This is a genomic window from Kitasatospora sp. NPDC051164 (genome assembly GCF_044455625.1).
Classification (GTDB): domain Bacteria; phylum Actinomycetota; class Actinomycetes; order Streptomycetales; family Streptomycetaceae; genus Kitasatospora.
Map to the genome: position 1 here is coordinate 422,277 of NZ_JBITFB010000004.1, position 26,062 is coordinate 448,338.

The window sequence follows — 26,062 nt, forward strand, 5'->3', positions numbered from 1 at the left end:
AGGGGTCGGGCTCCGCGCTCAGTGGGTGGTGGGGGCCGGGGAGATGCCGCCGAGGCCGCGGCCCGCCCGCCAGTCGTCCAGGATGCGCTTCTGGAGGGCGAACATCTCCTCCTCTTCCTCGGGCTCCTCGTGGTCGTAGCCGAGGACGTGCAGCACGCCGTGCACGGTGAGCAGTTGCAGCTCCTCGTCCATCGAGTGCTTCGAAGGGGCGGCCTTGCCCTGCTGCTCGGCAACCTCGGGGCAGAGCACGATGTCGCCGAGCAGGCCCTGCGGCAGCTCCTCGCCCTCCTTGCCGGGACGCAGCTCGTCCATGGGGAAGGACATCACGTCGGTGGGCCCGGGCAGGTCCATCCACTGGATGTGCAGCTCCTCCATCGCCGCTCCGTCCACCAGGATCACGGACAGTTCGGACTGCGGGTGGATCCGCATCTTGTCCAGGGCGAAGCGGGCGACGTCGAGGATGGCTTCCTCATCGGCGTCCCAACCGGACTCGTTGGCGATGTCGATCGACATGACGGGCTGTGTGCTCAGCTTTCGGTGCGATGGGACTGGCGGGGTGCTCGGGGCGCCGTGGTCTTGCCCGGGCGCCGCTGGGCGGGCTTGCGGGGAGGGGTGGTGCCCTCCTCGGCCTCCTGGCGGGCGTCCCAGCGCTCGTAGGCGTCCACGATCCGGCCGACCAGCTTGTGGCGGACCACGTCGGTGCTGGTGAGGACGGAGAAATGGATGTCGGGCACGTCGGCCAGGATCTCCTGGACGACCTTGAGGCCGCTCCTGGTGCCGCCCGGGAGGTCGATCTGGCTGGTGTCGCCGGTGACGACCACCCGGGAGTTGAACCCGAGGCGGGTGAGGAACATCTTCATCTGCTCGGGCGAGGTGTTCTGAGCCTCGTCGAGGATGATGAAGGCGTCGTTGAGGGTGCGGCCGCGCATGTACGCGAGCGGCGCGACCTCGATGGTGCCGGCCGCCATCAGGCGCGGGATGGAGTCCGGGTCCATCATGTCGTGCAGCGCGTCGTAGAGCGGGCGCAGGTACGGGTCGATCTTCTCGTAGAGGGTGCCGGGCAGGAAGCCCAGCCGCTCCCCCGCCTCGACCGCCGGGCGGGTCAGGATGATCCGGTTGACCTCCTTGGCCTGCAGGGCCTGCACGGCCTTGGCCATCGCCAGGTAGGTCTTGCCGGTGCCGGCCGGGCCGAGGCCGAAGACGATCGTGTGCTTGTCGATCGCGTCGACGTAGCGCTGCTGGTTGAGGGTCTTGGGGCGGATCGTGCGGCCGCGGTTGGACAGGATGTTCGCGGTGAACACCTGGGACGGCGCCGGGCTGTCCGGGTCCTGCTCCTGGCTGCGGAGCATGGCGATGGAGCGCTCCACGGAGTCCTCCGTCAGGGGCTGGCCGGTGCGCAGCACCAGCATCATCTCGTTGAAGAGCTTCTGTACGAGGGCGACTTCGGCGCGCGCCCCGGTGGCGGTCACCTCGTTGCCCCGGACGTGGATGTCGGCGGCGGGGAAACCCTGTTCGATCACGCGCAGCAGCGAGTCCGCGGTGCCGAGCAGGGTGACCATCGGGTGCTTCTCGGGGATGACGAACCGGGCGCTGACACGGCCGTCGTCGGCCGGTTCGGAACGCGACTGTCCGTTGGTACGGGTCTGCGATGTGTCACTCATAGGTCGGCGCTGGGGCCTGCCTCATCCCATCCGTGGTGTCGTGTGCCGCTCGGTGTCTCCGGGGCACCAGGGTACGCCGCGAGCGTGATCGCCGCGGCGGGCGGCGGGGCCGCACCCGTCGATGCTGCGGCAGTTCGCGGGACGGCGCGAGCCCTTTTTTCCGCGGGTACCCGGCGCGGGCGGGGTCACGGCCGACGCGGGCCGGTTCACGGCCGACGAAGGCGGGTTGACAGCCGACGACGGCGGGTTCACGGCCGGCGAAGGCGGCTTCACGGCTGACGGCGCACGGGCACGGGCACCCGGGCGAGGTCGGCGGCCAGCACCAGCTCCCCGTCGAAGTGCTTGCGGGCGTCGGCCAGGTGCTGGCCGAGGTCCGGATAGCGCTGGGAGAAGTGGGTCAGCACCAGGGTGCGCGCGCCCGCCTCGGCGGCGACCTTGGCGGCCTGCCCGGCGGTGAGGTGGCCGTGCTCCTCGGCGAGACGGGCGTCGGCGTCGGTGAAGGTGGCCTCGACCACCAGCAGGTCGGTGCCCTCGGCGAGCGCGTACACGCCCTCGCAGAGCCGGGTGTCCATCACGAAGGCGAACTTCTGGCCCGGCCGCGGCTCACTGACCTCGTCCAGGGTGACCCGCCGGCCGTCCGCCTCGATCGCGCCCTCGTGCTGCAGCCGGCCCACCGCCGGCCCGGAGACGCCCAGAGCGGCGAGCCGTTCGGGCACCAGCCGGCGGCCGTCCGGCTCGGCCAGCCGGTAGCCGAAGGACTCCACGGGGTGGTCCAGCCGCACGGCGTCCAGCGCGAAGCGGGCGCCGGGCGCGGGCAGCGGGCCCGGCTCGTCGATCGGCCGGGGCCGCAGCACGGCCGTCTCGTGGTACGCGGTGGCGTGCCGCAGCCGCTCGAAGTAAACCTCGCCGGAAGCCGGGAAGTAGACGTCCACCGGATGCGGGACGCGGTCCAGGTTGATCCGCTGGATCACCCCCGCGAGGCCCAGGCAGTGGTCGCCGTGGAAGTGGGTGACCGCGATCCGGGTGATCTGGGTGGCCGTGACCCCGGCGTGCAGCATCTGCCGCTGGGTGCCCTCGCCGGGGTCGAACAGCAGGCCCTCGCCGTCCCAGCGCAGCAGGTAGCCGTTGTGGTTGCGGTGCCGGGTGGGCACCTGGCTGGCGGTGCCGAGGACGACGAGTTCGCGCTGGGACACCTGGGATCAGACCATGCTCTCGGTCATGCGCTTGCCGCCGAGCACGTGGACGTGGGCGTGGAAGACCGTCTGCCCGGCGCCCGCACCGGTGTTGAAGATCAGCCGGTAGTCCTCGATGCCCTCGTCCTCGGCCACCCGGCCCGCCTCGGCGAGCAGTTCACCGGCGATCTCCGGCTCGGCGGCGGCCAGCGCGGCCGCGTTCGGGTAGTGGACGTGCGGGATGACCAGGACGTGCACGGGGGCCTTGGGGGCGATGTCGCGGAAGGCGAGGACGCGCTCGGTCTTGCGCACCACCGTCGCCGGGATCTCGCCCGCCACGATCTTGCAGAACAGGCAGTCGGGCTGCGCCTCGCCGGCCATCGGCTACTCCTCGGGATCGGTACGTCGGGTGATGGGGCCGTACGGGCGCAGCCTAGCCGAGCCCGGCCGCGGCCTGCTGGTACTCCCGCAGGTGCTTCCAACGCACCGCGCGCATGCCGACGATGTCGCCGTCGTCGAGGTCGAAGTCCTCGGAGAGGATCGTCACCGCGAGGAATACGAAGCCGAGCAGCCAGCGCCTGGTGAGCCGCCACGTGTTCGGGCGCATCACCCGCTTGGTGCGCACAACCCGCATCGCCAGGATCGCCTTGCCGACGCTGAAGCCGGCGAGGCGGGCGAGCACGACCTGGTTCAGGAAGGACACGAGGAGGCCGACGACGACCAGCGCCACGACGTACGGAACGGCCGGGCCGCCGCTCTGCACGGAGTGGCCCGCCACGTTCCTGACCTTCGGCCGGCTCGCGGCGTCGGCGGCGGCGAAGCCGAGGCCGACCGCGAGGAAGAAGTCGAGCACGATCGCCAGGAAGCGCCGGCCGCCGCCCGCCTCCTTGGGGGGCGGCAGCGTCGCGGCGCGCTGCGGCTGCTGCGGCTGCTGCGGGTAGGGGTTGGGGTACGGGTCGGGCTGGGCGTACTGCTGGGGCTGTCCGTACTGCTGCGGCTGGGCGTACTGCTGCGGCTGGCCGTACTGGGGCTGCTGGGGCTGGCCGTACTGGGGCTGCTGGGGCTGCGGCGGCTGCTGCGCGTAGCCCTGCGGTGCGTACCCCTGCGGCGGGTACGGCTGCGGTTGCTGCTGGTAGGGCGGGTACGGCTGCGGTTGCTGTTGTCCGTAAGGGTTCTGGCCGTACGGCGACGGCGGGTAGCCCTGTGCCATGGTGATTCCCCCGTGAGCTGTGGATCAAGAAACAGCCCCGCATCCTACCCACGCCCCCCGCGTGGGAAGTCGGCCCACCCGACTTCCCACGCGGCGACCCGCCCGCTTGCCTCCGGCGTGCCCCTTCGGCTTCTTTTTTTCGGGGGCGCACCCAGGCGGCGCCGCTACTGCCAGGGCATCGGCGGCGCCGTGCGGGCCGGGGTGTCGGCGAGTGCGGCCAGGGCGAGCCGGACGCCCTCGGCGAGCTGCGGGTCCTCGCCGGCCGCCCAGTGGTGCGGGGCGATCGGCACCTCGACGTCCGGGTCGACGCCGTGGTTCTCCACGCCCCAGCCGTAGTTCTCCAGCCAGAACGCGTACTTGGGCTGGGTGACCAGGGTGCCGTCGACCAGCCGGTAGCGGCTGTCGATGCCGATCACCCCGCCCCAGGTGCGGGTGCCGACGACCGGGCCGATCCCCAGCGCCTGGATGGCGGCGTTGACGATGTCGCCGTCCGAGCCGGAGTCCTGGTCGGCGAGCGCGACGATCGGTCCGCGCGGGGCGTCGCCGGGATACGGCACCGGGCTGTCGGTGTCCCGGCTGACGTTCCAGCCGACGATGCGGCGGGCGAGCTTCTCGATCACCAGCTGCGAGGTGTGGCCGCCCCGGTTCTCCCGGATGTCGACGATCACGCCTTCCTTGGCCATCTCCGAGCGCAGGTCGCGGTGGATCTGGGCCCAGCCGGTGGTCTGCATGTCGGGGACGTGCAGGTATCCGAGCCGGCCGCCGGACAGTTCGCGCACGGCGGCCCGCCGCCCGGCCACCCAGTCGTGGTAGCGCAGCGCCTCGTCGTCGGCGAGCGGGACGACCACCGGGTGGCGCTGGTCGGTGCCGTCCTTGCCGGCCACGGTCAGCTCGACCGGCTGCCCGGCGGTGCCGGCCAGCAGCGGGGCCGGGCCGGTGACCGGGTCCACCGGGCGGCCGTTGACCGCGAGGATCGCGTCGCCCGGGCGGATCGCGGCGCCGGGCGCGGCCAGCGGCGAGCGGGCCCTCGGGTCGGAGGACTCGCCGGGCAGGATCCGGGCGATCCGCCACTGCCCGCCCTCCTTGACGAGGTCCGCGCCGAGCAGGCCCTGGCGCCGGGCGGCGTCGGTGTGCGCGCCGTAGGGGAGGACGTAGGCGTGCGAGGTGCCGAGTTCGCCGTGCACCTCCCAGAGCAGGTCGACCAGGTCGTCGTGCGAGCCGACCCGCTCCACCAGCGGCCGGTACCGCTCCAGGACGCCGGCCCAGTCCACGCCGGCGAGGTCGGGGCGCCAGAAGTTGTCCCGCATCAGCCGGCCGTTCTCGGCGAACATCTGCCGCCACTCGGCGGCCGGGTCGACGGTGACCCGCAGCCGGGCGAGGTCCACGGCGGTCTCGTCGTCCTCGCCGGCCGCCTTGTGGTCGGCGGGGACGATGCGCAGCTCGCCCTCGTCCAGCACGGCGACCCGGCTGCCGTCCCCACTGACCGCGAAGCCGTCGACGTCGTGCACCAGTTGCTCGACCCGGCGCTTCTTCAGGTCGAAGCGCTCCAGCACCGGCCGGGGCCGGTCATCCTCCAACGAGGCCGCCTCGTCGCCGAGTTCGCCGAGCAGCGGGGCCCTGGTCCACAGCACGCCGTCCTTGGCGGCCCGCAGGGTGCCGAACAGGCCGCCCTCGACCGGGAACGGGACGATCCGGTCGGCGATGCCGTCCAGGTCCACCCTGGTCACCGGCGCGGTGTCGGCGCCGCCGTCCTCGCCGTCCGTCTTCTTGGCCCGCGGCTCGTCCTCCTCCCCGCCGAGCGGGCGCCCGGCCCGCTGCGGCCCGAACGGGGACGGCGTGTCGGCGGCCAGCGTGATCAGGTACGGGCGGCAGCCGTTGGGGAAGGACAGGTCGAAGACGTGCGAGTCGTAGACCGGGTCGAAGTTGCGCACCGACAGGAACGCCAGGTAGCGGCCGTCCGCGGTGAAGGCCGGCGAGGTGTCGATGAAGCGCTGCTGGGTGGCCTCGCTCACGGTGCGGGTGGCCAGGTTGGCCAGCACGATCTGGCGCAGCGACCACGGGCCCAGCCCCGGCACCGGCCGCGACCAGGCCAGCCAGGCCGAGTCCGGGCTGAAGACCAACCCGCCGACCTCGCCGTCGGTGCTGCGGTCCAGCTCGTGCACGGTGCCGTCGGCGAGCGTCACCAGCAGCACCCGGCCGTCGTGCACGCCGAGCGCGGCTTGCTTGCCGTCCGGGGAGACGGCCAGCGCGTTGACCCGGCCGAGCTGCCCGGCGGCCAGCCGGCGGCGCTCGGTGCCGTGCACGGCCGGCGCGAACTCCAGGGCGTCCTCGCCCTCGGCGTCGGACACCCACAGCACGCCCTGGACGCCGTCCTCGCCCGGCACCACCCGGACCAGGCGCCCGCGCACGCCCGGCGTCTCGTCCAGCACCCGGGCCGGGCCCTCGCGGTGGGTCAGCCAGTGCACGCTGCCGCGCACCACGACGGCGCTGGCCCGGCCGGTGCGGTCGGGGGCGACCGCCTCCAGCCAGTGCGCGGCGTGCACCGGGCGGGGGCGGCGGCCGCTGCGCGGGCCGGCCAGCCGGATGTCCAGGCGGCGCGGCTCGGCGCCGGCCAGGTCGTCCAGCAGCCAGACGTCACCGGCCCGGTGGAACACCACCCGGGTGCCGTCGGTGGCGGCGTTGCGGGCGTAGAAGCCGTCCGCGCCGACGCTGTGGCGGCGCAGGTCGGACCCGTCCGGGAGGCTGGACCACAGCTCGCCGACGCCCTCGTGGTCGGACAGGAAGGCGATCCGGCCGCCCTGCCCGTCCTGCCCGCCCGGCCCGCCCGCAGGGCCGGCCACCCACAACGGCGAGGACAGCTGGCCGTCCAACCCCTCGTGGACGCGGACGAATTCGTCCCGGCCCAGCCACAGCTTGCCGGCCCGGCCGCCCCGGTAGCGCTTCCACCAGGCCGGTTCGCGGATCGCGGCACTGGCCAGCAGCACCCGGTCCCCGCCGGGCTCGAAGGCGATGCCGCCGATCGGCCCGTACGGCAGCCGCGCGGGCTCGCCGCCGTCCAGCGGCACGGCGTGCGCCCAGGTGCGGCGCAGGGTGGCCTGGCCGGCGGTGGTGGTGGCGATCGGGCGGCCGTCGGCCGTCCAGCCCTGCACCCGGGTCTGGCCGCTGCCCCAGTGGGTGAGCCGGCGGGACGGGCCGCCGTCCACCGGCACCACGTGCACCTCGGGGGCGCCGTCCCGGGTGGAGGTGAAGGCGATGTGCCGCCCGTCCGGGGAGAACCGGGGGTCGTGGACCGGCCGGTGGTCGGCCGTCAGCCGCCAGGCCCGGCCGCCGTCCAGCGGGGCGAGCCAGAGGTCGTTCTCGGCGACGAAGGTGATCAGGTCGCCGTGCAGGTGGGGGTGGCGCAGATAGGCGCCCGCGGAGGTGCTCAGGGAGTCCGTCACGCGGTCCAGCGTAGGCACGTACGCGTACGAGCCGCCGGGCTTTCCGGCAAGAGTCGGGCCCCTCGGGTGAGCCCGCTGGACCGCGCCGCGCGGCCGTAGTACTGGCCGCGGCCCCGGTGCACGGGCCACGGCCCGGTCCGGGCTACGCCCAGCGGCCGGTGCGTCCCAGCAGCAGCGCGCCGGCGGCCACCCCGGCGGTGGAGGTGCGCAGCACCGAGGGGCCCAGCCGGTACGGCTTCGCGCCCGCCTCGGCGAACGCGGCCAGCTCCTCCGCAGACACCCCGCCCTCCGGGCCGACCACCAGCACGAGGTCACCGGCCTCGGGCAGCGCGGCATGCGCCAGCGGCTCGGCGCCCTCCTCGTGCAGCACGGCGGCGAACGCGGCCCGCGCGAGGACGGGCGCCAGCTGCCTGGTGGTCATCGGGTCGCGGACCTCGGGGAAGCGCAGCCGGCGGGACTGCTTGCCCGCCTCGCGGGCGGTGGCCCGCCACTTGGCGAGCGCCTTGGCGCCGCGCTCGCCCTTCCACTGGGTGATGCAGCGCGAGGCCGCCCACGGGATGACCACGTCCACGCCGACCTCGGTCATGGTCTCCACGGCCAGCTCGCCGCGGTCGCCCTTGGGCAGCGCCTGGACGACGACGATCCGCGGCGCGGGCTCCGGCTCGCGGCGCACGGCGGCGACCGCCACGTCGATCGCGTCCTTGCCGAGCACCTCGGCGACCGTCCCGTCCACGCCGAGCCCCTGCCCGTCGGCCAGGGTCACCGCCTCGCCCGGCTCCAGCCGCTTCACCGCGGCCGCGTGCCGCCCCTCCGGGCCGTCCAGGCGCACGACGGTGCCAGGCGCGGCGGCGGCGATCCGCTCGGTCTCGACGACGAAGACGGGTGCGGTCATGCGGGGGAACCTTTCCGGGGTGCGGCCTGCGGGCTGAGGCCTGAGGCCCGGGTGCGGCCTACGGCCTGAGGGGGGACACGCGAAAGAGGTGCCGGGGTGGGCCCCCGGCACCCCTGCGCGGACGGCTACCGGCCGTTGAAGGCGTCCTTCAGCCGGGAGAACAGGCCCTGCTGGCCCGGCGCGAACTGGCCGGACGGCTGCTCCTCGCCGCGCAGCACCGCGAGGCGGCGCAGCAGGTCCTCCTGCTCGGCGTCGAGCTTGCTGGGCGTCTTCACCTCGACATGCACTATCAGGTCGCCCCGGCCGCCCCCGCGCAGGTGGGTGATGCCCCGGCCGTGCAGCGGGATCGACTGGCCGGACTGGGTGCCGGGCCTGATGTCGACCTCCTCCAGGCCGTCCAGGGTCTGCAGCGGCACCCGGGTGCCGAGCGAGGCCGCCGTCATCGGGATGGTGACGGTGCAGTGCAGGTCGTCGCCGCGCCGCTGGAAGATGGTGTGGGTGGTCTCGGCGATCTCGACGTACAGGTCGCCGGCCGGGCCGCCGCCGGGGCCGACCTCGCCCTCGCCGGCCAGCTGGATCCGGGTGCCGTTGTCGACACCGGCCGGGATCTTGACGGTCAGGGTGCGACGGGCGCGGACCCGGCCGTCGCCGGCGCACTCCGGGCACGGGGTCGGCACGACGGTGCCGAAGCCCTGGCACTGCGGGCAGGGACGGGAGGTCATGACCTGGCCCAGGAAGGACCTGGTGACCTGGGAGACCTCGCCCTTGCCGCGACACATGTCGCAGGTCTGGGCGGAGGTGCCGGGGGCCGCGCCCTCGCCGCTGCACGTGGTGCAGGTGACGGCGGTGTCGACCTGGAGCTCCTTGGTGGTGCCGAAAGCGGCCTCCTCCAGGGTGATCTCCAGCCGGATCATGGCGTCCTGGCCGCGGCGGGTGCGCGAGCGCGGGCCACGCTGGCCGGCCGCGGCGCCGAAGAAGGCGTCCATGATGTCGGAGAAGCCGAAGCCCGCCGCGCCGGCGCCGAAACCGCCCGCGCCACCGCCGCCCGGCGACAGCGGGTCACCGCCGAGGTCGTAGACCTGGCGCTTCTGCGGATCGGAGAGCACCTCGTAGGCGGCGTTGATCTCCTTGAACCGCTCCTGCGTCTTCGGGTCCGGGTTGACGTCCGGGTGCAGTTCGCGTGCCAGGCGCCGGAACGCCTTCTTGATCTCGTCCTGCCCCGCATCCCGTCGGACGCCGAGTACCGCGTAGTAGTCCGTGGCCACCAAATGCTCCGCTTGTTCCGCCTGTAGTAGTGCTGCGACTGGTTACCGCGCGTCATCTCCAGGACGCGCGGTCTTTGCTACGACTCGGCCAGGATCTGACCCACGTACCGCGCCACCGCGCGCACCGCCCCCATTGTGCCCGGGTAGTCCATCCGGGTCGGGCCGATCACACCCAGTTTGGCCACGCTCTCGTCGCCCGAACCGTAACCGACCGACACGACCGAGGTGGAAATCAGCCCTTCGTAGGCGTTCTCCCGCCCGATCCGGACCGTCATCGCGGCGTCGTTGGTCTCACCCAGGAGGCGGAGCAGGATGACCTGCTCCTCCAGGGCCTCCAGCACCGGCTGGATGGTGAGCGGGAAGTCGTGGCCGAAGCGGGTCAGGTTGGCCGTGCCGGCCAGCATGATCCGCTCCTCGTTCTGTTCCGCGAGCGTCTCGAACAGGGTCGCCAGGACCGTGCTGACGGTCGGCCGGTCGGCCTGCTCGAACATCGCCGGCAGTTCCTCCAGCAGCCCCGGGACCTCCGGGAGGCGGCGGCCGGCGGCTCTGGTGTTGAGCGCGGCCCGCAGGTCCGCCAGGACCGTCTCGCCGACCGTGCCCGGGCAGTCGACCATCCGCTGCTCGACCCGGCCGGTGTTGGTGATCAGCACCAGCATCACCTTCGCCGGGGCCAGTGCCACCAGCTCGATGTGCCGCACGGTGGACCGCGTCAGCGACGGGTACTGCACCACCGCGACCTGCCGGGTCAGCTGGGCGAGCAGCCGCACGGTGCGCGCGACCACGTCGTCCAGGTCGACCGCGCCGTCCAGGAAGTGCCGGATCGCCCGGCGCTCGGGGGCGCTCATCGGCTTGACCTCGGCGAGCTTGTCGACGAAGAGGCGGTACCCCTTGTCGGTCGGGATGCGGCCGGCGCTGGTATGCGGCTGGTGGATGTACCCCTCCTCCTCCAGCGCCGCCATGTCGTTGCGGACGGTCGCCGGCGAGACCCCGAGGTTGTGCCGCTCCACCAGGGCCTTGGACCCGACGGGCTCCTCGGTGCCCACGTAGTCCTGCACGATCGCGCGGAGCACGGCGAGCTTGCGGTCGTCCAGCTGGCGGACCTCACCGGCCATGGGGCACGCACCTCCGTCTTCGCTCGTTGTCCGTCTGTGTCCCTGGGTGTCCCCGGGTGCTGCTGCCGGCCCTTCCCGGAAGGTCCGGCCTCGGCACCTTGGCACTCTGAACACACGAGTGCCAGAACCGTACCTGCCAGTGTAAGGCCCGGGTCCTGCCGCAGGAACGGCCGGACCGGCGTGATCCTTCCCGCAGTTCCAGGTACGGCCCGCGGGGCGGCCACCGTTCACGGGTTCCCGTCACGGGTTCCCGGCGCGCGAGTGGTGCCACGAGGCCGTCCGGGTGGCAGCATCGAAGGCGACGGCGAATGGAGGAGCAAGCGATGTCGAGCTCGGGCCAGCACACCCGTTTCGCACCCGACCGCGGCCTGACCGGCCGCATGGTCGCGACGATGTTCGTGATCGGGCTGCTGTACGTCGGTTTCACCGGCCTGCTGATCGCGCTGCTGCGCGGCGCCTGGCCGCTGATCGTCCTGATCTCCGGCGGGCTGTTCGTGGCCCAGTTCTGGTTCAGCGACAAGATCACCGAACGGGCCATGGGCGCCCGCCCGGTGTCCCCGGAGGAGTTCCCCCAACTGCACGGCACGATCGACCGGCTCTGCGCCCTGGCCGACATGCCCAAACCCCGCGTGGCGGTCGCCGACAACGACATGCCCAACGCCTTCGCCACCGGCCGCAACCCGCAGAACGCGGTCGTCTGCGTCACCACCGGCCTGCTGCGACGCCTGGAGCCCGAGGAACTGGAAGGCGTCCTCGCCCACGAGCTGTCCCACGTCGCCCACCGGGACGTCGCCGTGATGACCATCGCCGGCTTCCTCGGCGTTCTCGCCGGCGCGATGACCCGCATCGCCGTGTACGGCGGATTCATGGGCGGCGGCCGCAACAACAACGACCAGAACGCGGCCATCGTCGCGCTGATCATCCCGCTGGTCTCGATGGTCGTCTACGCGATCAGCTTCCTGCTCACCCGGCTGCTCTCCCGCTACCGCGAACTGGCCGCCGACCGTGCCGCCGCCCAGCTCACCGGCCGGCCCAGCGCCCTCGCCTCGGCCCTCACCAAGGTCACCGGGCAGATCGCGGCCATCCCCAGCAAGGACCTGCGCCAGGCGCAGCCCTACAACGCCTTCTACTTCGCCCCCGCGCTGAACGCCCGGGAGACCGCCTCCCAGCTGCTCTCCACGCACCCGACGCTGGAGAAGCGGCTGGAGCAGCTGGCGAAGATCTCCGAGCAGCTCGGCCACTGAACCCCCGCCGACCCTCCGCCGACCCCTGCAGACCCTCCGCCGACCTCCGCCGACCTCCGCTGACGAAAGGACCGCCGTGGGAATCCTGGACGCCCTGTTCGGCCGCACCAAGCCCGTCAAGCCCGACCTGGACCAGCTGTTCGGCGTGCCGTCCGCCGCACTCACCCTGGAGGCCGGCGCCGCGTTCACCCCCACCGGGCTCGGCTCGGTCTGCTTCGCGGCCGTCGAAGGCGCGGCCTTCGTCCAGGTCGAACAACAGGTACGGGCGCTGCTGGACGCCGACACCGAGCGCGGCGGCGTCCCGGTGGAGGCCTCCAAGGACGACTACGGCTACTCCTGGCTGCTCGCCCGGCACCAGCCCGAGGAACTGCCGGAGCTGGTGAACGACCTGCACGCGGTCAACAGCGAACTGGAGGCGAACGGCTTCGGGCCGCAGCTGCTCTGCTCCCTGGTCGGCTTCCGCAATCCGCAGGGGCAGTCCCTGGCCCTGGTCTACCTCTACAAACGCGGCACCTTCTACCCCTTCGCCCCGATGCCCGGCGGCGGGGAGAAGCGCAACAGCCCGCTGGAGCTGCAGGTCAACGCGATGCTGGGGAACGACCTGCGGCTGGAGAAGGACCTCAGTCGCTGGTTCCCGGTCTGGGGCGCGCCGGGTCTCTGACGGCCCGTCCGCCATCCCTATGATCACCCGTATGCGCAGCCGCCAGTACGGTCCCGACCTGACCCCGCCGTGGAAGAAGCAGGCCCCCGCCCCGGAGGTGCCCGCCGAGCGGGACCTGGTGGTCGAGGAGGCGGCGACCGGCTTCTGCGGGGCGGTGGTGCGGTGCGAGAAGACCGCCGAGGGGTTCACCGTCACCCTGGAGGACCGCTTCGGCAAGCACCGGGTGTTCCCGTTGGTCCCGCGCGGCTTCCTGCTGGAGGGCAAGGCCGTCACCCTGGTCCGCCCGGTCGGCCCGGCGGCGCCGCGAACGCCTCACCGCACCGCCTCCGGCTCGATCGCCGTCCCCGGCGCCCGCGCCCGGGTCGCCCGCGAGTCGCGGATCTACGTCGAGGGCCGGCACGACGCCGAACTGGTCGAGCGGGTCTGGGGTGACGACCTGCGCATCGAGGGCGTCGTCGTCGAGTACCTGCGGGGCATCGACGACCTGCCCGCGATCGTCGCCGACTTCGCCCCCGGCCCCGGCCGCCGCCTCGGCGTCCTGGTCGACCACCTGCTCCCCGGCACCAAGGAGCACCGCATCGCCGCCCGGGTCACCGGCGACCGCGTCCTCGTCGTCGGCCACCCCTACATCGACATCTGGCAGGCCGTGAAGCCCGCCGCCGTCGGCATCCCCGCCTGGCCCGCCGTCCCCCGCGGCGAGGACTGGAAGGAAGGCACCTGCCGCCGCCTCGGCTGGCCGACGGACACCCCGGCCGCCTGGAAGCACATCCTGTCCAAGGTCGACACCTACAAGGACCTGGAACCCGAACTCCTGGGCCGGGTCGAGGAGCTGATCGACTTCGTGACCCTGCCGGACTGAGGCCGGTCAGAGGTACTTCTGAAAGTCCGTGGTGTCCAAGCTGATGCCGAGCTGGTCGATGGGGACGGGCTCGCCGAACTTGCTGGTCCGCTCCGACATGTACCTCGGGAGTCCGGACCCGGAATCCTGACCCAGCTCGGTCAGCGGCACGCACGCTCCCTCCGACGGCTGACACCCACGTCAACGAATGTCAGTCCACCAGGTCACGCACGACCGCGTCCGCCAGGAGCCTGCCCTGGAGGGTGAGGACGGCGCGGCCTGCCGCGTAGGGCTCGGGGGCGAGGAGGCCGTCGGCGAGGTGCCGGGCGGCGGCCTCGCGGCCGGTGCCGGTCAGCAGATCGAGGGAGACGCCCTCGACCAGGCGCAGTTCCAGGAGGATGCGCTCGACGCGGCGGTCCTCCTCCGCCAGGACCTCGCGGCCCAGGCCCGGGGTGCGGCCCTCGGTGAGGGCCTGGGCGTAGGCGGCGGGGTGTTTGGCGTTCCACCAGCGGACGCCGCCGATGTGGCTGTGGGCGCCGGGGCCGGCGCCCCACCAGTCGGCGCCGGTCCAGTAGAGCTCGTTGTGGCGGCAGCGGCCCTCGGGGGTGGTGGCCCAGTTGGAGACCTCGTACCACCGGTACCCGGCGGCGCCCAGTGCCTCCTCGGCGATGAGGTAGCGGTCGGCGTGCACGTCGTCGTCGATCATCGGCAGTTCGCCGCGCTTGACCCGGGCGGCGAGCCGGGTGCCCTCCTCGACGATCAGGGAGTACGCGGAGACGTGGTCGGGCCCGGCGCCGATGGCGGCGTCCAGGGAGGCCCGCCAGTCGTCGTCGGACTCGCCCGGGGTGCCGTAGATCAGGTCGAGGTTGACGTGTTCGAACCCGGCCGCGCGGGCTTCGGCGACGCAGGCTTCGGGGCGGCCCGGGGTGTGGTGGCGGTCGAGCAGCCGGAGGACGTGCGGGCGGGCGCTCTGCATGCCGAAGGAGATCCGGTTGTAGCCGCCCTCGCGCAGCTCGGCCAGGTACGCCGGGTCGACGGATTCCGGGTTGGCTTCGGTGGTGACCTCGGCGCCGTCGGCGAGCCCGAACTCCTCGCGGACGGCGGCGAGCATCTTCACCAGGTCGCCGGCGGGCAGCAGGGTGGGGGTGCCGCCGCCGAGGAAGACGGTGCGCACCGGCAGGTCGGTGTCGCCCAGCACCTTCCGGGCGAGCCGGATCTCGGCGACCACGTTGTCGGCGTACGTCTCCTGGGAGGCGACGGCCCCGGAGGAGCGCAGCTCGGTGGCGGTGTAGGTGTTGAAGTCGCAGTAGCCGCAGCGGCTGGCGCAGTACGGCACGTGCAGGTAGAAACCGAACGGGCGGCTGCCGAGCCCGTCGAGGGCGTGGGCGGGCAGGGAACCGTCGGACGGCACCGGCTCGCCGTCGGGGAGTGCGGAGGGCATGCCCCCATTGTCCCGTACGGTCCGCGAAGCCTGCGCGGACCGTACGGGACGGGGTGGGACGGGGTGCGGACGGGCCGGGTCAGGCCTCGTTGGCGCCCGTGTACATCGCGGCGACCGCGTCCGCGTAGGTCTTCTCGACCACGGGGCGCTTGATCTTCAGGCTCGGGGTGAGCTCGCCGTGCTCCACGTCGAGGTCGCGCGGCAGCAGGTGGAACTTCTTGATCGTCTGCCAGCGCTGCAGCCCCGTGTTGAGCCGCTTCACGAAGCCCTCGATCAGCTCGTGGACGGCCGGCTCGACGGCCAGCTCGGCGTAGGACTTGCCGGCGAGGCCGTGCTCGGCGGCCCACGGCATGAGGACGGCCTCGTCCAGGCCGATCAGCGCGGTGCAGAAGTTACGGCCGTTGCCGATCACCAGGATGTTGCTGACGAACGGGCAGACCGCCTTGAACTTGCCCTCGACCTCGCTGGGCGCCACGTACTTGCCGCCGGAGGTCTTGAACAGGTCCTTCTTGCGGTCGGTGATCCGCAGGAAGCCGTCGGGGCTGAGTTCGCCGATGTCCTCGGTGTGGAACCAGCCGTCCGCTTCCAGCACCTCGGCGGTCTTCTCCGGCAGGTTGTGGTAGCCGCGCATGATGCCCGGGCCGCGCAGCAGGATCTCGCCGTCCTCGGCGATCCGCACCTCGGTGCCGGGCAGCGGGCGGCCCACGGTGCCGATCCGCACGTCCTCCTCGCGGTTGACGCAGGAGCCGGCGCTGGTCTCGCTGAGGCCGTAGCCCTCCAGGATCGGCACGCCGGCACCGAGGAAGAAGTAGCCGATCTCCGGAGCGAGTGCGGCGCTGCCGGAGACCGCGCCGCGCAGCCGCCCGCCGAACGCGGCCCGGATCTTGGCGTACACCAGCTTGTCAGCCAGCGCGTGCTGCACCCGCAGGGCCAGCGGGGCGGTGCCGGTGCCGGTGGCGACGCGGCTCTCCTGGACGGCCCGGGCGTGCTCGCGGGCGACCTTCGCCGCCCACAGGAAGATCTTGTACTTGGCGCCGCCCTCGGCCCGGGCCTTGCCCGCGATGCCGTTGTAGACCTTCTCGAAGATGCGCGGCGCGGACGCCATGATGGTCGGCCGGATCACCGGCAGGTTGTGGATGATCCGGTCCACCCGGCCGTCCACCGCCATCACGTGGCCGGTGGCGATCTGCCCGGAGATCAGCGTCTTGCCGAACACGTGGGACAGCGGCAGCCACATGAACTGCACGTCGTCGGAGCGCAGCAGCCCACTGGCCTCCTGCGCCCGGCCCTCGTACGCCCAGCAGTCGTGCACCAGGCGCACGCCCTTGGGGCGGCCGGTGGTGCCCGAGGTGTAGATCAGGGTGGCCAGCTGCTCCTTGTCGAGCCCGTCGACGGCCTTCTCCACCGCGTCCGGGTGCTGCTCCAGGTACTCGGCGCCGCGCTGCTCCAGCTCGGCGAGGGTGAGCACCTCGAGGCCGGCCGCCTCGGGAGCCTCGTCGGGGGCGTCGAACAGAATGACGGTGCGCAGCTCGGGCAGCTGCTCGAGCTGCGCAGCGGCCTTGGCCAGCTGGGCGGCGTTCTCCGCGAACAGCGCCCGGGAGCCCGAGTTGGAGAGGATGAAGACGGTCTCGTCCGCGTTGGTGCTCGGGTAGACGGTCGTGATCGCCGCGCCCGCGCACATGGCGCCGAGGTCGGTGATGATCCACTCGATCCGGGTGGAGGACGCCAGGGCGACCCGGTCCTCCGGCTGGATGCCGAGCGCCATCAGGCCGGCCGCCACCGCCTTGACCCGGGTCGCGGTCTGCGCCCAGGTCAGCGAGCGCCACTGCTCCGCGCCGGGCGCGCCGTCCGCGGCGTGCTCGTCGACCGGGGCGGGGTAGCGGTAGGCCTCACCGTTCGGAGTCGCGGCGACCCGCTCCAGGAACAAATGGGCGACGGAGGCGGGACGCCCGGCGACGAGGTCGGGCCGGCCGGAGTCGATCAGGGACTGCGCGGAACTCAACGAGGACCTCCGGGGGCGGGTGGCCGTCTGAGGGATTGTCGCGGCGGCCGTGGGGGCGGTCGCCGGGCCCCCGGTTCACCTGAACGGTACCGGTCAGTAACAAGGGGGCAATCAGCAGCCTAGGGGGAAACCGGTCATTCCGTAAGGGGGCGGAGCCGGTCGGCACACCCCCCGCACCGCCGGTGACCACGCCACACCGACGGACGCACCCGGCAAGGTGACCAACGAGCGAACTGCCGGACCGTTCGGTAAAAGCCCGGCAAACCCCCGGTTCCCACACGCCGAATGGCCTGTACGACCGCACAGAAGAACGAGAATTGGGGTGCGAACCCGACCGGCGACGACAAGAGTGTGCTAGTGCTGATCAGACTGCTGAGGGCGTACCTGCGCCCCTACTCCCGACCGATCACCCTGCTGGTAGCCCTCCAGCTGGTGTCCACCCTCGCGGCGCTCTACCTGCCGACGCTCAACGCCGACATCATCGACGACGGCGTGGTCAAGGGCGACACCGGGTACATCCTGCGCCTCGGCGGGGTCATGATCGGCGTCACCCTCGTCCAGGCGATCTGCTCGATCGGCGCCGTCCTCATCGGCGCCCGCGTCGCCATGGCCTTCGGCCGCGACGTCCGCGCCGCCGTCTTCGACCGGGTGCAGAGCTTCTCCGCCCGCGAGGTCGGCCAGTTCGGCGCGCCCTCCCTGATCACCCGCACCACCAACGACGTCCAGCAGATCCAGATGCTCGCCCTGATGAGCTTCACGCTCATGGTCGCCGCACCCATCATGTGCGTCGGCGGCATCATCATGGCGCTCAACCAGGACGTCCCGTTGTCCGGCCTGCTGCTCGCCGTCATCCCCGCCCTCGCCGTCGTCGTCGTCCTGCTGGTCCGCGCACTGCGCCCGCAGTTCCGCAGCATGCAGGAGCGGATCGACACCGTGAACCGGGTCCTGCGCGAACAGATCACCGGCATCCGGGTCATCCGCGCCTTCGTCAAGGACACCCAGGAGCAGGCCCGCTTCGCCGACGCCAACGAGGACCTCACCGACGTCGCCCGCCGCGTCGGCCGGCTGATGGCCGTCATGTTCCCCGCCGTCATGCTCGTCGTGAACGTCTCCAGCGTCGCCGTGCTCTGGTTCGGCGCCCACCGCATCGACAGCCACTCCATGCAGATCGGCGCGCTCACCGCCTTCCTCTCCTACCTGCTGCAGATCCTGATGAGCGTCATGATGGCCACCTTCATGTTCATGATGGTGCCCCGCGCCGAGGTCTGCGCCGAACGCGTCCAGGACGTCCTCAGCACCGACTCCAGCGTCGTCCCGCCCGCCGCGCCCGTCACCGAGGTCCTCCGCCGCGGCAACCTCGAACTGCGCGACGTCGACTTCCGCTACCCCGGCGCCGAGGCCTCCGTACTGCGCGGCATCAACCTCACCGCCCGCCCCGGCGAGACCACCGCCATCATCGGCTCCACCGGCAGCGGCAAGTCCACCCTGCTCGGCCTCGTCCCCCGGCTCTTCGACGCCACCTCCGGCCGGGTCCTGCTCGACGGCGTCGACGTCCGCGAACTCGCCGCCGACACGATCGCCGACAACATCGGCATCGTCCCCCAGAAGCCCTACCTGTTCAGCGGCACCGTCGCCAGCAACCTCCGCTACGGCCGGCCCGACGCCACCGACGAGGAACTCTGGCACGCCCTGAAGATCGCCCAGGCCAAGGAGTTCGTCGAAAAGCTCCCCGAAGGCCTCGACGCCCCCATCGCCCAGGGCGGCAGCAACGTCTCCGGCGGCCAACGCCAACGCCTCGCCATCGCCCGCGCCCTGGTCCGCAAACCCTCCGTCTACCTCTTCGACGACTCCTTCTCCGCGCTCGACTACGCCACCGACGCCAGACTGCGCAAGGCCCTCGCCGACGAGACCTCCGACGCCACCGTCCTGATCGTCGCCCAGCGCGTGTCCACCATCCGCGACGCCGACCGGATCATCGTCCTCGACGAGGGCGCCGTCGTCGGCACCGGCACCCACCACGAACTGATGGCCGACAACCCGACGTACCGGGAGATCGTGCTCTCCCAGCTCACCGAGCAGGAGGCGGCGTGACCACCCCCGGAAACCCCACGGCGGAGCAGGACACCGGAAAGGCCGACCCGACGACGGCCGGCCCGACGACGGCCGACTTGACGACGGCCGACTTGACGAAAGCCGACCTGACGAAAGCCGAGAGCGCGCAGGCCGACCTGACGAAGACCGACGCCGAACTGCCCAGCGACTCCCAGGCCGCCGCCGCCCGCCGCGGCCCCGCCGGACCCGGCCGCTTCATGGGCGGCCAGGGCTCCGAGAAGTCCATGGACTTCAAGGGCTCCGGCAAACGCGTCCTCGGCCTGCTGCGCCCCGAACGCAACATCCTCATCGGCGTCCTGCTCCTCGGCGTCCTCGGCATCGGGTGCGCCGTCATCGGCCCCAAGATCCTCGGCAACGCCACCGACCTGATCTTCGCCGGCGTCGTCGGCGCCCGCTTCGCACCCGGCAGCTCCAAGGCCCAGGTCATCGACGGCCTGCGCGCCCACGGCGACAAGGGCGTCGCCGACCTGCTCTCCGCCGTCGACTTCACCCCCGGCCAGGGCATGGACTTCGACGCCATCGGCTCCGTCCTGCTCTGGGTGCTCGGCATCTACGTCGCCTCCGCCGTCCTCGGCATCTTCCAGGGCCGACTGGCCACCAAGGCCATCCAGCTCGCCAGCTACCGGCTGCGCCAGGACGTCGAGTCCAAGCTGTCCCGACTGCCGCTCAGCTACTTCGACAAGCAGCCGCGCGGCGAAGTGCTCAGCCGGGTCACCAACGACATCGACAACATCGGCCAGTCCATGCAGCAGACCATGGGACAGGTCGTCAACTCGCTGCTCACCGTGGTCGGCGTGCTGGCCATGATGTTCTGGATCTCCCCGCTGCTCGCCCTGATCGCCCTGGTCTCGGTGCCGGTCTCGGTGGTCGTCGCCACCAAGGTCGGCAAGCGGGCGCAGCCGCAGTTCGTCCAGCAGTGGAAGTCCACCGGCCAGCTCAACGCCCACATCGAGGAGATGTACACCGGCCACACCCTGGTCAAGGTCTTCGGCCGCCAGCGCGAGTCCGCGGAGACCTTCCGCAAGCACAACGAAGCACTCTACGAGGCCAGTTACAAGGCCCAGTTCATCTCCGGGATCATCCAGCCCGCGATGATGCTGATCGGCAACCTGCAGTACGTGCTGGTCGCCGTCGTCGGCGGCCTGCGGGTGGCCAGCGGCGCGCTGTCCATCGGCGACGTGCAGGCGTTCATCCAGTACTCCCGGCAGTTCAGCCAGCCGCTCACCCAGGTCGCCAGCATGGCCAACCTGGTGCAGTCCGGTGTCGCCTCCGCCGAGCGCGTCTTCGAACTGCTCGACGCCCCCGAGCAGAGCGCCGAACCCGCCATGCCCGAGAAGCCGGACGCCCTGCACGGCCGGGTCGCCTTCCAGGACGTCTCCTTCCGCTACGAACCCGACAAGCCGCTCATCGAGGACCTCTCGCTCAAGGTCGAACCCGGCCACACGGTCGCCATCGTCGGCCCCACCGGCGCCGGCAAGACCACCCTCGTCAACCTGCTGATGCGCTTCTACGAGGTCAGCTCCGGACGGATCACCCTCGACGGGGTCGACATCTCCGCGATGTCCCGCGAGGACCTGCGCTCCGGCATCGGCATGGTCCTCCAGGACACCTGGCTGTTCGGCGGCACCATCGCCGACAACATCGCCTACGGCGCCCGGGGCGCCACCCACGAACAGGTCGTCGAGGCCGCCAAGGCCGCCCACGTCGACCGCTTCGTCCGCACCCTGCCGGACGGCTACGACACCGTCATCGACGACGAGGGCACCAACGTCAGCACCGGCGAGAAGCAGCTGATCACCATCGCCCGGGCCTTCCTCGCCCAGCCGTCCATCCTGGTCCTCGACGAGGCCACCAGCTCCGTCGACACCCGCACCGAGGTGCTCATCCAGCGGGCCATGGCCCGGCTGCGCACCGGCCGCACCAGCTTCGTCATCGCCCACCGGCTCTCCACCATCCGGGACGCCGACGTGATCCTGGTGATGGAGAACGGCTCGATCGTGGAACAGGGCTCGCATGACGAACTGATCGCCGCCGACGGCGCCTACGCCCGGCTCTACCAGGCGCAGTTCGCGGAGGCCGTGGCCGAGGTCGACTGACGCAACGCCACATGACGGGCCGGGGCGGGACCTTCCGCCCCGGCCCTTCGCGTGCATGCCCTTCGCGTGCGTGCCCTCGTGTGCATGCTCGTCGCGGGTGACCACCTTTGCGTCCCGCTCTTCGCCGTCCCCGCCCGTCGCGCACCCGGTCGTCGCCATGGGTGGCGCCGGGCGCTACCTTGGGCGCGTGATCGACGACCAGCTCCCGGCCGCCCCGGACGCCTTCGAGGCGAACCGCCGCTACCTCGGCTCCGTCGCCTACCGGCTGCTCGGCTCCTTCACCGACGCCGAGGATGTCCTGCAGGACGCCTGGCTGCGCTGGCAGGCCGCCGACCGCGCCACCGTCGCCGATCCGCGCGCCTTCCTGACCACCGTCGTCACCCGGCTCTGCTACGACCAGCTGGGCTCCGCCCGGGCCCGCCGCGAGGCCTACTACGGCGAGTGGCTGCCCGAGCCGGCCGTCTCCTACGCCGACGGCCCCGACTCCCCCGACGAACTCGCCGAGCGCGGCGAGTCCGTCTCGCTCGCCCTGCTCGCCGTCCTGGAACAGCTCACCCCGGCCGAACGGGCCGCCTTCGTCCTGCACGACGTCTTCGCGGTCGGCTTCGAGGAAATCGGCGCCTCCCTGGACCGCTCCCCCGACGCCGCCCGCCAACTCGCCTCCCGGGGCCGCCGCCGGGTCAAGGACAGCGCCCGGCGCCCCGGCGGCGCCGCCCCGGCCGAGCACCGCCAGGCCGTCGAGGCCTTCGTCGCCGCCACCACCCGCGGGGACATCCTCGCCCTGATGGAGGTCCTCGACCCGGACGTGGTCTGGCACGCCGACGGCGGCGGCATCGTCCGCGCCGCCGCCCGCCCCGTCCGCGGCGCCGACCGGGTGTCCCGCCTGGTGACCGGCCTGATCGCCAAGTGGTTCACCCCCGACATCGGGACCGCCCACGCGATGGTCAACGGCGAACCCGGGCTGGTCTGGTACGACCGGGCCACCGGCGCCGTCGGCGGCGTACTCGCCTTCACCGTCGCCGACGGGCGGATCACCGAGGCGCACGTCGTCGTCAACCCCGAGAAGCTCAGCCGGATCAGCCCGGTCACCGCCCCCTGACCGACCCCACGACACCCCCGCCCCGCGCCCCACCCCGGGCGCCGCCCCAGACCCCGCGGCGATGTGATGCGGGTCACGGTCACATCCCGACCGGCCGCGTCGTCCCCTTCCCGAGCAGCGCTCCACGAGGGCGCACCGAATGGAGGCGGACGAGATGAGCAGCAGCACCACCACCCCCGGGAAGCGGATCGTCGTCCTGGGCGCCGGATACGCCGGACTCACCGCGGCCAAGGGCGCCGGACGGCACCACACCGTCACCCTGGTCGCCCCCGAGGAGCGACTCCTGCACCGCATCCGCCAGCACGAAGCGGCGGCCGGCCGCGGCCGCGACTGGCCGGCCATCACCGACCTGGCCCGCGGCCGCACGATCCGGCACCACCGGGCCCGCGCCGTCGAACTCGACCTCACCGGACACAAGGTCCTGCTGGACGACGGCACCACCCTCGCCTACGACACCCTGGTCTACGCCCTCGGCAGCCGCACCGCCTGGCACGGCGTCCCCGGCGCCGTCGAAAACGCCCACCCCGTCGAGCGCGCCGCCGAGGTCCGGCGCCTGATCCGCGAGGCCGCCCGGCCCGGCACCCTTGCCGTGGTCGGCGGCGGCGCCACCGGCATCGAACTGGCCACCGAACTCGCCGAAGCCCACCCCGGCTGGCGGGTGCGGATCATCGCGGCCGGCCGGGTCGGCGGCATCTACTCGCCCAAGGGCCGCGCCCACGTCCGGCGCGTGCTCGACCGGCTCGGCGTCGCCGTCCACGAGGACGCCGCCGTCACCGAGGTCACCCCGGACGGGCTGCGCACCACCGCCGGCCCGATCGACGCCGACCTCACCCTCTGGGCCGCCTCGCTGGAGCCGCACCCGCTGGCCGCCGAGGCCGGGCTGGCCGTGGACGAGCGCGGCCGGGCCCTGGTGGACGACCACCTGCGGTCCGTCTCGCACCCCGACGTCCACGTGGTCGGCGACGCCGCCGCCGTCACCGTCCCCGGCGTCGGCACCCTGCGGATGGGCTGCGCCACCGCCCTGCCGCAGGGCCAGTACGTCGGCAAGCTGCTCGGCGGGCACACGGAGAAGCCGTTCTCGTTCCGGTACCTCGTGCAGTGCGTGAGCCTCGGCCGGCGGGACGGGCTGCTCCAGCTGGTCCACGCGGACGACTCGATGAAGCCCACCGTGTTCACCGGCACCGCGGGGCGGCTGGCCAAGGCCGGGATCGTCTCCGCCGTCTTCAGCGCGCTGAAGTAGCCGCCCGGGTCGCCGCCGAGGCGGCCTTGACGGCCTCGACGGCCTCGACGGCCTCGACGGCCTCCGGGAACGCAAAAGGGCCCGGGCGGGATGCCCGGGCCCTTCGGCTCGCCTCGGTTACTTCTTGTCCTTCGGCGCCTCGGCGTCGGTGGACAGCGCGGCGATGAAGGCCTCCTGCGGGACCTCCACGCGGCCGACCATCTTCATCCGCTTCTTGCCTTCCTTCTGCTTCTCCAGCAGCTTGCGCTTACGCGAGATGTCACCGCCGTAGCACTTGGCGAGGACGTCCTTGCGGATCGCGCGGACCGTCTCACGGGCGATCACCCGGGAGCCGATCGCGGCCTGGATCGGGACCTCGAACTGCTGGCGGGGGATCAGCTTCTGCAGCTTGCCCGCCATCATCACGCCGTAGCCGTAGGCCTTGTCCTTGTGGACGATCGCGGAGAAGGCGTCCACCGCGTCGCCGTGCAGCAGGATGTCGACCTTCACCAGCTGGGCGCTCTGCTCGCCGATCGGCTCGTAGTCGAAGGAGCCGTAGCCGCGGGTCTTGGACTTCAGCTGGTCGAAGAAGTCGAAGACGATCTCGGCGAGCGGCAGGGTGTAGCGCAGCTCGACGCGGTCCTCGGAGAGGTAGTCCATGCCCTGGAGGTTGCCGCGGCGGGCCTGGCAGAGCTCCATGATCGCGCCGACGAACTCGTTCGGCGCCAGGATGGTGCCGCGCACGATCGGCTCGTAGACCTCGGCGAGCTTGCCGGTCGGGAACTCGCTCGGGTTGGTGACGGTGTGCTCGGTGCCGTCCTCCATGATCACCCGGTAGATCACGTTGGGGGCGGTGGAGATCAGGTCGAGGTTGAACTCGCGCTCCAGGCGCTCCCGGATGATCTCCAGGTGCAGCAGGCCGAGGAAGCCGCAGCGGTAGCCGAAGCCGAGCGCGACCGAGGTCTCCGGCTCGTAGACCAGCGCGGCATCGTTGAGCCGCAGCTTGTCCAGGGCGTCGCGCAGCAGCGGGTAGTCCGAGCCGTCCAGCGGGTAGAGGCCGGAGAACACCATCGGGCGCGGGTCCTTGTAGCCGCCCAGCGCCTCGGTCGCACCCTTGTGCATCGAGGTGATGGTGTCACCGACCTTGGACTGCCGGACGTCCTTCACACCGGTGATGATGTAGCCCACCTCGCCGACGCCGAGGCCGTCGGCGACCTTCGGCTCGGGCGAGATGACGCCGATCTCCAGCAGTTCGTGCGTCGCGCCGGTGGACATCATCGCGATCCGCTCACGCTTGGTGAGCTGGCCGTCGACCACCCGGACGTAGGTGACCACGCCGCGGTAGGAGTCGTAGACCGAGTCGAAGATCATCGCGCGGGCCGGGGCGTCCTTGACGCCGACCGGGGCCGGGATGGTGTCGACGATGTGGTCCAGCAGGCCTTCGACGCCGAGACCGGTCTTGGCGCTGACCTGCAGCACGTCCGAGGGGTCGCAGCCGATGATGTGCGCGATCTCCGCCGCGTACTTCTCCGGCTGGGCGGCCGGCAGGTCGATCTTGTTGAGCACCGGGACGATCGTGAGGTCGTTCTCCAGCGCCAGGTACAGGTTGGCGAGGGTCTGCGCCTCGATGCCCTGGGCCGCGTCGACCACCAGGATCGTGCCCTCGCACGCGGCGAGGGAACGGGACACCTCGTACGTGAAGTCCACGTGGCCGGGGGTGTCGATCATGTTGAGGATGTGCGTCGCCCCGGCGTTCGGCCCGGTCGTCGGCGCCCACGGGAGGCGGACCGCCTGCGACTTGATGGTGATGCCGCGCTCACGCTCGATGTCCATGCGGTCGAGGTACTGGGCGCGCATCTGCCGGGGGTCGACGACACCGGTGATCTGCAGCATCCGGTCTGCGAGCGTCGACTTGCCGTGGTCGATGTGGGCGATGATGCAGAAGTTGCGGATCAGCGCCGGGTCGGTACGGCTGGGCTCTGGCACATTGCTGGGGGTCGCGGGCACCTTGGTCCGATTCTCCGTTGGTCCGGGGCCGGGGGTGTCCGGGTCATCGCTGACCGGTTTCCCGGGGACCGGACAGTCTCGTCCGATCGAAATAGTTCCTCCCATCCTCCCACGAGCGCGGGCCGTGCTGCCGTTCGGGCACCGCCCGACCCTTCCGCCACCCGTCCCCGGGCGGCAGGATGGCCTCCCGTGATCCTCGAAAGCGCCCTGCTCGACGTCCTGCCCGGCCGGGAGGAAGAATTCCTCGCCGCCTTCGCCGAGGCCCGCCCGCTGATCGCCGTCCAGCGCGGCTTCCGCTCCCTGCAACTACGCCGCTGCCTCGACGAGGGCCGCGGCTCGCGCTTCCTCCTCCAGGTCGAGTGGGAGACCCTCGCCGACCACACCGAGGGCTTCCGCACCTCCCCCGAGTACCAGCGCTGGCGCGCCCTGCTGCACCACTTCTACCGCCCGTTCCCGGAAGTCGAGCACTACGGCGAGCCCCTGCTCGACGCCTAGCTGTACTGACCACAGAGGTTGGTGACGGGGTTCACAGGCGGGTGATCTTGAAATGAGTGAGGGCCTTCTGGCTCGGTGTGGATTGCGACATCTGCA

Annotated in this window: 20 protein-coding genes; 8 read left to right on the forward strand and 12 right to left on the reverse strand. The window is 72.1% G+C overall.

The annotated features are described in order from the left end of the window. Nucleotides 1-18 precede the first annotated feature (18 nt). The 9 genes from ybeY to hrcA all read right to left on the reverse strand — a co-directional run bounded on the left by ybeY (nt 19) and on the right by hrcA (nt 10,752). Nucleotides 19-513, reverse strand: coding sequence for an rRNA maturation RNase YbeY (ybeY, locus tag ACIBEC_RS09040; RefSeq protein WP_030061268.1), 495 nt, complete (start codon nt 511-513; stop codon nt 19-21). A 14-nt stretch (nt 514-527) separates the two neighbouring features. Beyond that, nucleotides 528-1,661 (reverse strand): PhoH family protein, encoded by a 1,134-nt coding sequence (locus ACIBEC_RS09045; protein WP_396287807.1) that lies wholly within the window; start codon nt 1,659-1,661, stop codon nt 528-530. Between the two features lie 269 nt (nt 1,662-1,930). Further along, nucleotides 1,931-2,854: a ribonuclease Z gene (locus ACIBEC_RS09050; RefSeq protein WP_360504306.1), complete on the reverse strand. Its 924-nt coding sequence runs from the start codon at nt 2,852-2,854 to the stop codon at nt 1,931-1,933. Between the two features lie 6 nt (nt 2,855-2,860). Then, entirely contained in the window at nt 2,861-3,214 is a 354-nt protein-coding gene (locus tag ACIBEC_RS09055; RefSeq protein ID WP_360504308.1) for a histidine triad nucleotide-binding protein, read from the reverse strand. Nucleotides 3,215-3,266: 52 nt separating this feature from the next. Next, a complete protein-coding gene (locus ACIBEC_RS09060; RefSeq protein ID WP_360504310.1) occupies nt 3,267-4,043 on the reverse strand; it encodes an RDD family protein in 777 nt (258 codons plus the stop codon). Between the two features lie 164 nt (nt 4,044-4,207). After that, complete coding sequence (locus tag ACIBEC_RS09065) at nt 4,208-7,483, reverse strand: S41 family peptidase (RefSeq protein WP_360504312.1); 3,276 nt, start codon at nt 7,481-7,483, stop codon at nt 4,208-4,210. Between the two features lie 142 nt (nt 7,484-7,625). Beyond that, nucleotides 7,626-8,375 carry a 16S rRNA (uracil(1498)-N(3))-methyltransferase gene (locus ACIBEC_RS09070; protein ID WP_360504314.1) on the reverse strand — a complete coding sequence of 250 codons (750 nt, stop codon included), beginning with the start codon at nt 8,373-8,375 and terminating at the stop codon, nt 7,626-7,628. Nucleotides 8,376-8,500: 125 nt separating this feature from the next. After that, nucleotides 8,501-9,640 (reverse strand): molecular chaperone DnaJ, encoded by a 1,140-nt coding sequence (gene dnaJ / locus ACIBEC_RS09075; RefSeq protein WP_360504316.1) that lies wholly within the window; start codon nt 9,638-9,640, stop codon nt 8,501-8,503. A gap of 77 nt (nt 9,641-9,717) precedes the next feature. Further along, complete coding sequence (gene hrcA / locus ACIBEC_RS09080; RefSeq protein WP_360504318.1) at nt 9,718-10,752, reverse strand: heat-inducible transcriptional repressor HrcA; 1,035 nt, start codon at nt 10,750-10,752, stop codon at nt 9,718-9,720. A 323-nt stretch (nt 10,753-11,075) separates the two neighbouring features. Here hrcA and htpX point away from each other — a divergent pair, with 323 nt between their 5' ends. The 3 genes from htpX (at nt 11,076) to ACIBEC_RS09095 (ending at nt 13,516) form a co-directional block, all read left to right on the forward strand. Beyond that, complete coding sequence (gene htpX / locus ACIBEC_RS09085; RefSeq protein WP_360504320.1) at nt 11,076-11,996, forward strand: zinc metalloprotease HtpX; 921 nt, start codon at nt 11,076-11,078, stop codon at nt 11,994-11,996. Nucleotides 11,997-12,072: 76 nt separating this feature from the next. Continuing rightward, nucleotides 12,073-12,657 (forward strand): hypothetical protein, encoded by a 585-nt coding sequence (locus ACIBEC_RS09090; protein WP_360504322.1) that lies wholly within the window; start codon nt 12,073-12,075, stop codon nt 12,655-12,657. 31 nt (nt 12,658-12,688) lie between these two features. Then, a complete protein-coding gene (locus ACIBEC_RS09095; RefSeq protein ID WP_360504324.1) occupies nt 12,689-13,516 on the forward strand; it encodes a DUF3097 domain-containing protein in 828 nt (275 codons plus the stop codon). A 190-nt stretch (nt 13,517-13,706) separates the two neighbouring features. On the opposite strand, the gene hemW is transcribed toward ACIBEC_RS09095, so the two are convergent. Next, nucleotides 13,707-14,936 (reverse strand): radical SAM family heme chaperone HemW, encoded by a 1,230-nt coding sequence (gene hemW / locus ACIBEC_RS09100; protein WP_360504326.1) that lies wholly within the window; start codon nt 14,934-14,936, stop codon nt 13,707-13,709. Between the two features lie 79 nt (nt 14,937-15,015). After that, nucleotides 15,016-16,938, reverse strand: a complete 1,923-nt coding sequence (locus tag ACIBEC_RS09105; RefSeq protein WP_360504328.1) for an AMP-dependent synthetase/ligase — start codon at nt 16,936-16,938, stop codon at nt 15,016-15,018. A 357-nt stretch (nt 16,939-17,295) separates the two neighbouring features. Here ACIBEC_RS09105 and ACIBEC_RS09110 point away from each other — a divergent pair, with 357 nt between their 5' ends. The 4 genes from ACIBEC_RS09110 to ACIBEC_RS09125 all read left to right on the forward strand — a co-directional run bounded on the left by ACIBEC_RS09110 (nt 17,296) and on the right by ACIBEC_RS09125 (nt 23,485). Then, a complete protein-coding gene (locus ACIBEC_RS09110; protein ID WP_360504330.1) occupies nt 17,296-19,029 on the forward strand; it encodes an ABC transporter ATP-binding protein in 1,734 nt (577 codons plus the stop codon). A gap of 218 nt (nt 19,030-19,247) precedes the next feature. Beyond that, on the forward strand, nt 19,248-21,146 hold the full coding sequence (locus ACIBEC_RS09115) for an ABC transporter ATP-binding protein (RefSeq protein ID WP_360504348.1): 1,899 nt from the start codon (nt 19,248-19,250) through the stop codon (nt 21,144-21,146). A 187-nt stretch (nt 21,147-21,333) separates the two neighbouring features. After that, on the forward strand, nt 21,334-22,245 hold the full coding sequence (sigJ, locus tag ACIBEC_RS09120; RefSeq protein WP_360504332.1) for an RNA polymerase sigma factor SigJ: 912 nt from the start codon (nt 21,334-21,336) through the stop codon (nt 22,243-22,245). A gap of 154 nt (nt 22,246-22,399) precedes the next feature. Then, complete coding sequence (locus tag ACIBEC_RS09125; RefSeq protein ID WP_360504334.1) at nt 22,400-23,485, forward strand: FAD-dependent oxidoreductase; 1,086 nt, start codon at nt 22,400-22,402, stop codon at nt 23,483-23,485. Between the two features lie 117 nt (nt 23,486-23,602). Here the strand turns inward: ACIBEC_RS09125 and lepA are convergent, their stop codons facing one another. Continuing rightward, nucleotides 23,603-25,471, reverse strand: a complete 1,869-nt coding sequence (lepA, locus tag ACIBEC_RS09130; RefSeq protein WP_360504336.1) for a translation elongation factor 4 — start codon at nt 25,469-25,471, stop codon at nt 23,603-23,605. Nucleotides 25,472-25,660: 189 nt separating this feature from the next. Between lepA and ACIBEC_RS09135 the strand changes: the two genes are divergently transcribed. Further along, nucleotides 25,661-25,966, forward strand: coding sequence for an antibiotic biosynthesis monooxygenase (locus tag ACIBEC_RS09135; RefSeq protein ID WP_360504338.1), 306 nt, complete (start codon nt 25,661-25,663; stop codon nt 25,964-25,966). Nucleotides 25,967-26,062: the final 96 nt, after the last annotated feature.